The sequence below is a fragment of the Glaesserella sp. genome, from assembly GCF_041814905.1.
Lineage (GTDB): Bacteria > Pseudomonadota > Gammaproteobacteria > Enterobacterales > Pasteurellaceae > Glaesserella.
Genome location: NZ_JBGXYA010000054.1, coordinates 1 through 6,627 on the forward strand (window position 1 = coordinate 1; position 6,627 = coordinate 6,627).

General features: G+C 39.3%; 6 protein-coding genes. All 6 read right to left on the reverse strand.

Annotated features, from left to right (window positions below; all coding sequences use genetic code 11):
- Positions 1-221 (reverse strand): hypothetical protein (locus ACEYJ7_RS08230; protein ID WP_373778590.1); only part of this gene is annotated, 221 nt, incomplete at its 3' end.
- A 65-nt stretch (positions 222-286) separates the two neighbouring features.
- Complete coding sequence (gene tssI / locus ACEYJ7_RS08235; protein ID WP_373778591.1) at positions 287-3,373, reverse strand: type VI secretion system tip protein TssI/VgrG; 3,087 nt, start codon at positions 3,371-3,373, stop codon at positions 287-289.
- 887 nt (positions 3,374-4,260) lie between these two features.
- Complete coding sequence (locus ACEYJ7_RS08240; RefSeq protein ID WP_373778592.1) at positions 4,261-4,674, reverse strand: hypothetical protein; 414 nt, start codon at positions 4,672-4,674, stop codon at positions 4,261-4,263.
- Between the two features lie 265 nt (positions 4,675-4,939).
- Positions 4,940-5,227: a DUF4176 domain-containing protein gene (locus ACEYJ7_RS08245; protein WP_373778593.1), complete on the reverse strand. Its 288-nt coding sequence runs from the start codon at positions 5,225-5,227 to the stop codon at positions 4,940-4,942.
- Positions 5,224-5,547, reverse strand: a complete 324-nt coding sequence (locus ACEYJ7_RS08250; protein WP_373778594.1) for a DUF4176 domain-containing protein — start codon at positions 5,545-5,547, stop codon at positions 5,224-5,226. The genes ACEYJ7_RS08245 and ACEYJ7_RS08250 overlap by 4 nt, the downstream gene beginning before the upstream one ends.
- Before the next feature lie 342 nt (positions 5,548-5,889).
- Positions 5,890-6,588, reverse strand: coding sequence for a hypothetical protein (locus tag ACEYJ7_RS08255; protein ID WP_373778595.1), 699 nt, complete (start codon positions 6,586-6,588; stop codon positions 5,890-5,892).
- Positions 6,589-6,627: the final 39 nt, after the last annotated feature.

The following is a 6,627-nucleotide window of genomic DNA, read 5'->3' on the forward strand; positions in this document are numbered from 1 at the left end:
TCGGTAATAATTTGCAAACGGCGGGTAGGTTTGTCGCTTTTGATATCATCCATTGCCTCATAAATCGCGGCGGTTAAGATCGGGATACTTTTATCACTTTTAAGGGTTAAATCGGTAGTTGGGGCAAGGTTTTTGACTTTGTCCAAATCTCCGGCTTGAATGGCTTTGACTAATATTTTTTGTTCTTCCGTGAAATGGTCCATGGGGTAACTTTCAAACATACAACCTCCTAATAATAGTGTTAAAATCAACAATAATTGCTTCATAATCTCCTTCCTTTTCATGCTTACGGGGAAATTAATTTGATGGTATCAGTAAATTGACTTTCCAAAGCATTAATTACTTTATCCATTCCGTGATCGTCCAGTGAATTGCCAATGTCAAACGGTATCCAATTATCCTTTGTTTGTATAGGAAGCTGATAACGTTCCGTATAACGGGCATTCGGAGCCAATGCGCCCAGGGCGTCCGCCGCATCTGCCAGCGCATAAGGCATTCTTGTCGTTGGATTAATTCTTTTAACAACATCAGGCAAGGTTTTGGGTTCCAATTCCTGTACTCGGGTTAGCAATTCTTTTTTAATATAATAGGCTTCAATTTGGCTTGATTCTATTTCAGTTATTCTTTTTACAGTTATATCTCGTACACCAGCAGCATTAAATGTCGTTGCCTTAGCTCCGGATGCCATCGATGCCGCACTAGCTAATCCACCTCCGAGAGAGTGACCAACAATTTCAATCGCATTGGATGTACCCGCTTTTTTAATTTTTTCACCAATTTTTACTGCTCGTGTGTAGTAATCAGATTCAAGCCCTAAGCCTTGTTTAAGGTTGTTTTTCCAATCTTCCAAAGAGGTTGTGCCTTTAAAGCTGATGGTTGGTTTCATATCGTTGCCGAATACTGCCGGATCCGGCGCAAATACACGAGCGCGAAAATCAGTATCTGGAGGAAAGTCTTCTGCTGATAAACCATATTTAGCTAATTCTTTTTGATCCATACTAATTTCTTTCCAACCTGCCGGAGGATGGCTACCGATAGGCGAATAAGCGGCTTGAGCCAATCGGGCTGCTTGTAGCGCTCTGCGCTCCCGATCGAGCTTATCGGCTAAATCATGTTTGCCTTCCGCCCGTAATTGTTCGATTTGCTTAGATTGTGCTTGCCATTCTTGAGCTAGGGCTGCATTGGCTGCCGCTACGGCTTCTGGGGGCGGTGCATCTTTGGCAATCGGATTACCTGCAGCATCGCTTACCGCCCCATTATTAACATACACACTCTCTTGACCGTTAATCGTTACTTCTCCCGAACCGGAAATGACAACGGAACCTTCATGCGTGAGGGTAATGGAGGCTCCGTTGGTTGAAAGGGAGATACTGCCTCCTTGAGAGGATACGACAAGTTGTTTCTCTGAGGTCAGTGTGCGTTTAATACCGACCTCATTGATACTGCTACTTGCTAATAAAACTAACTCATTTTGCTGTACGGTTTTATTCCGGTTACCTTGTACGGTAATATTTTGTGCTTTTGAAACCGATTCGCTGTGTTCGTTATTCACCACGGTAGTTTTATCGTTGAGCACATCCGTCGTCATATCTTTTTGTGCTTGGAAGTCTAAACGTTGCCCCCCCGGGGAGTCTTCCATCAATACACCGTTATAGCCGTTACCTTTGTATGTTTGCGACATAAGGTGCATTTGCGTTTTGTTTGCCGGTAAGGCTGCCGGCGACATATTATTAGCATGGTATGTTCGCCCGGTAACTATCGGTTGGTCAGGATCTCCATCTAAGAAATTTACGACAACTTCATGTCCGACTCGTGGAATTGCCATCATTCCCCAACCTTTCCCTGCCCAAGGTTGGGTTACCCGAATCCAGCAGGAGCTGTGATCATCGGATTTTCCTTCTCTATCCCATAAAAATTGTAGACGAATACGCCCAAAGTTATCAGTATAAATTTCTTCTCCCTTCGGGCCTACCACTATCGCCATTTGAGGACCTTCCACCCGAGGTTTTGTGCGTTGCATTGGTCTCCAAGTTTGTCCGCTTGGGATAAACTCAAATCTGGCGGTGAGCGTGGTGCCTTTTTCTCCTGCCTCAACTTCGGCAGCTTGCGGTTGCTTCCCTTGATAAATAATACTCACTGGTTGCCAAAGGGTATTTAAACTTTCATTACTATGGCGTTGTAAGCTGAACAATTTCCCTACCTGTAAGTTCGGACTATTGCTTTCTCCCCATCCTAAATGAGCATCTTGTCTTAGCCCGTCCAAACGGTAACGGGTGTATTGCTGACCGCGACCATCTTTAAATCTTCCCGGATAATCATAATGTTCATAGCCGCTTCTCTGATGTTCCGCATCTTTTGCCGTGGCATCAAATTGTGCCGTCCAGTTTGGTTTGCGGAAGGTGTAATCTTTTAATTGTACCTGTGACGGACGGACTTTTTCCGAGCGGTTAAAACTCGTTATACTTTTTTCTTGGAGTTGTGCATTTCGATTGACATTATAGGGCAGTGCAACTGAGGTGCCTAAGGTAGCGGCATCGTCGGTAAATATCAGACGATGTTGTCCGTTATCTTGTTCAAAGTAGTAAAAAATTCCTTCTTCCGCCGTCAGACGCTGTAAAAAATCAAAATCCGTTTCGCGATACTGTACGCAGAACTCCCGTTCTGCATGCGGGTGGCGTAGTACAAAAGCGTAGTCAGCCACTTTATTTTCTTCCAATAGCGTGGAGATAATGGTTTGAATATCTTTTTGTTGAAAAATCCGAGCATTGTGTCGCAGAGTGGTTCGCCATAGATCCGGATAAATTTTTAAGCGATAGTGAGTGTTTCTAAATCCGCTGTCGCCTTGCTCAAAGTCTGCCACCATACCGGAAAGCGTTTGTTGCAGTATGCCATCTTGCCAAACGGATAAGACTGCACGATTATCCAATATTGCTGCCGGATCAACAGCCGGGTTTGCGCTACTAAGCATAACGTCTAAACAATATAAATCGCTATAATGAGAAGTAAATTGAAAACGGATGACGGAAAAGGTTAAAGGCGATAAGTCGCCTGCTGTTAACGTGAATTGCAATCCGCTTGGCGGACGCTTAAATAAGGCTGTCAGCAAGTCTAAAGGGGAGAGGGATTCTGCATTTGGCTTATTATCTGATGAAGTCCAAACAGTGGATGGTGTTGTCGCCAGGCCAATTTGTTGAACGCGATGGATTACCTCTTTGGCAATACCAACAACTTGTGTTGCCTGTGACATCGTTTTTTGCGCCTTTGCTATTTGAGAAGCCAATTTATCATTACCGACCAAATCAGCAACGGAACCAACGCTGTCCGCTGTTGAATTTAGCTGATTGAGACCTGATGACAATCGATCTGTAGACATAAAAAATTCCTTCATTCCTACTCCGACCTTGGAGCCAATATCAAAACGTTAACAAATAAAAATTCTAACTTAAATTGAGTTTTAAATAGGCTGCTTTAGAAAAGTAATCTTCGGCATTCCACATGACTAATATAACTCAATTAGTTGTCAAAATATATAGCCTATTGAAAATCAGTTTAAACAAATGGGGTAGCCAAATGCAATAAATCTTAAGCTGGATTAGCTATAGGTGATTCTGTTGATGAAAATAGGCATAAAGCCAGAAGCGTACTGATATAACTAAAATACAAAAATGTTTTTTTAAATCTACAAGTGGTCTGTTTCGATAAATTTTTTGCAAATTTTTTATTAAAATAGACCGCTTGTGAGTTTTTCTATTAAGGAGGGTTGTCTGACTTTTAATTGGGGTAATGACTTTCTTATTTTAACCAAGTACCATAATTTATGACTACATTACAAAATATATAACCAAAGCCATAAACAGCCATATAAAAATACTTTACTCGACTCCCCTAAAAATCCACAGGTGTTTTTGTTAAAACACGATTCCAAATAATTTTAATCATACAAATCATTATAAAATTCATAAAATACACACCGAAATAAATCAAAATTATCATCGACACATCATAATGCCACGATGGCAATGAAAAAAATACAAATACAATTTACTAATCAATGTATAAAGTATTATGCCAGATAACAAAATAAAAAAGTCTTATAGAAATATCTGTTATTTCGTGTATAAAAAACTAAGAACGCGATACATAAACATAGTATATAATTAATCATAATTAAATATGGATTTCCAATCATCCCTTATTACACCATAGTTAACATCTACCTCTAAATCACCTTTTAAACCAAGTAATATAGCCAGTTCTCTGTTAACTCCTTGTAGCAATCTCTTTATTCAAATCAACCAAACTTTTTATATCAGCATCCGCTCCAACAGAACCCACACTACCGCCGAAACTTCCGCGAACATTCACATATCGGCTGTTAAACTCACCTTTGGCTTCAGCCTCGACCAGTGAAGCCTTGGCTTTAAGATTAATCTCACCACCATAAATATTACCGACTCCACCGTATACTTTTGCAGTAGCCTCACCGCCGGCAGAGCCTAATTTCCCTTCCAGGCTTCCACCTGCACTTAAATTTTTATCTCTCAGTTGTGCATTTACCGCAGTACTTGTAAAAATTCCGTCTGCTTTAGCAGATATTCCGTTGTTACTCTCAAAATGCCCATCTACGGCGAGTATTTTTGCTTTAAATTCTGCATTTTTTCCTTCAATAGACATACCCAACATTTTAGCGGAAGCTTCTCCATTTCCATAGCTCGCCGTAAAAGCAGTTGCCTTGGAATCAATGTCATTTTGGTTGTTATGAATGTTAGGTTTATTTTGTTGCGGAGCTCGACAAGTTTCGTAGAGGGATAGAAGAAATGACAGAAAACAGGGCAGGCGGCAGTCCTTCGATGGTTAGGGTGAATTGTCAGAGAATCTCTTTTATTGAGCCCATTTGCAAAATTTTTCTCGGAACTGACCGCTTGTTGTCGAAAGAATACTATTTAAAGAGTAATTTAGGGTATTTGATTTCTCGTGTTACATACCATTCTTGGTATTTTTTTTCGACTTCGTCTATATAGCCTGTGAATAACACTTCTTTAATATGTTCATGATTAAAATGTTGCATTTTTCCTTCTACTCCCACAGGGTAAAAACAAGCAGCATAATCGGTATAGCCTTTAATGCCTTCTAACGTTAAAAGCGCATTACGTACAACAATCATAAATTTTTTTTCTTCTTTGGCATTTTTTAATGTTACCACACTGCCTAATGGTAGAATATTCATTCGCTGTCCTCCAAATATAATTTTTTAAAAGGTTTGAGTCTTAAAAATTCTTGATATCTGAGTTGAGCCTCAACTTCATCATTATCAATATAGCCTTTGAAGTAAACTTTTTTAATATCTTCAGTATTAAAATAAAAACGATTATCGCCCGTTGCACCAATAACATGTGGACAGCCTAGATATTCAAAATACCCTTCTTCTCCTTTATAGTTAACAGGTATGACTCGATTGATAATCATCATTTTATAACCTTCATCGGCACCGTGTAATTGGATAATACTGCCAATCGGTAACAGCGACGGAATAGTATGATCAGTCATAGATAACTCCTTTGATGAAAAATAAGTATGAAACAAATAAAATAAATCCAGTAAATATATATACATATATATTCCGTATTATATTTTCATGCTTAAATCCTTTGGGGTTAAAAAATATAACAACTGTTCTTCCCCATATAATACTTAGTAGAATGATTATATATATAATTAGCAGAGCAAGAAAAGCAGCAGTATCTAGAACCCAAGATCCTTTTAATTTTTCAGGTATATAGATAAGCCCTAATATTGCTAACAATAAAAAAAATAGAATGAAACCGAGAATTTTAGTTTTTCTGTTTAAAAAAAATAATAGTACAATACATATTGAATTAAATATAAACATCATTTAAAAAGCTCTTTAAATTTATTCCAATCAAACTGCCCTTCAACTTCAATACCACCAAAAACTTTGATGGCTCCCCCTGCTTCAAGTTGTTTATTAGTATTATCCCAAACACCTTTGACTCCAAAATCAAATGCAGGTCCCGCATTTGCTCCTATTTTGCCACAAATCATCATAAAACTCTCTTTTGTTCCTAAACATGCTTTGCCTTCTGCAGCAATCGCAGAAGCTTGTGTGGCAGCTTTACCTTCAATACCATATCTGCCATTTTCCCCAGTAAGGACATTTATTTTTCCTTCTGCATCGGCACTAAATGTTGTGAGTTTACCTTCAACACTACCAACTCTTCCACCATATTTCCCATCAAGCGAAGTAGCAATGGCTTCAACTTTACCGCCCGCACCTGACTCCGAAATAGAACCTGTTCCTGAAACGTATCCAACTTTGCTGTTAAATCCGCTCTGCTTATCTTTTGTCGTTGCCGTAATGTTCATTAATGCTGCTGAAGCATTTGCTTGCCCATTGCCTTTCGGATCGACACTTAAACTTCCTTGAGCACTAACCAGTTTGGAGCTAGCGTCTATTACACCTGAATTTTGTTGTGATACCAAACCGACCTCACCACTTGCGGAAAATCCTCCTTCTTCGCTTCCGCCGGTACCTCCGCTAAATATTTCTATACCTTTTTTAAGACCCACTAAAGTAAATATACTACATCCATCCGGTATTTAATTAAA

What these genes read in the sequence shown, in the direction of transcription:
- tssI (WP_373778591.1), bottom strand. Translation starts at nt 3,373, where the DNA reads ATGTCTACAGATCGATTGTCATCAGGTCTCAATCAGCTAAATTCAACA.
- ACEYJ7_RS08240 (WP_373778592.1), bottom strand. Translation starts at nt 4,674, where the DNA reads ATGTCTATTGAAGGAAAAAATGCAGAATTTAAAGCAAAAATACTCGCC.
- ACEYJ7_RS08245 (WP_373778593.1), bottom strand. Translation starts at nt 5,227, where the DNA reads ATGAATATTCTACCATTAGGCAGTGTGGTAACATTAAAAAATGCCAAA.
- ACEYJ7_RS08250 (WP_373778594.1), bottom strand. Translation starts at nt 5,547, where the DNA reads ATGACTGATCATACTATTCCGTCGCTGTTACCGATTGGCAGTATTATC.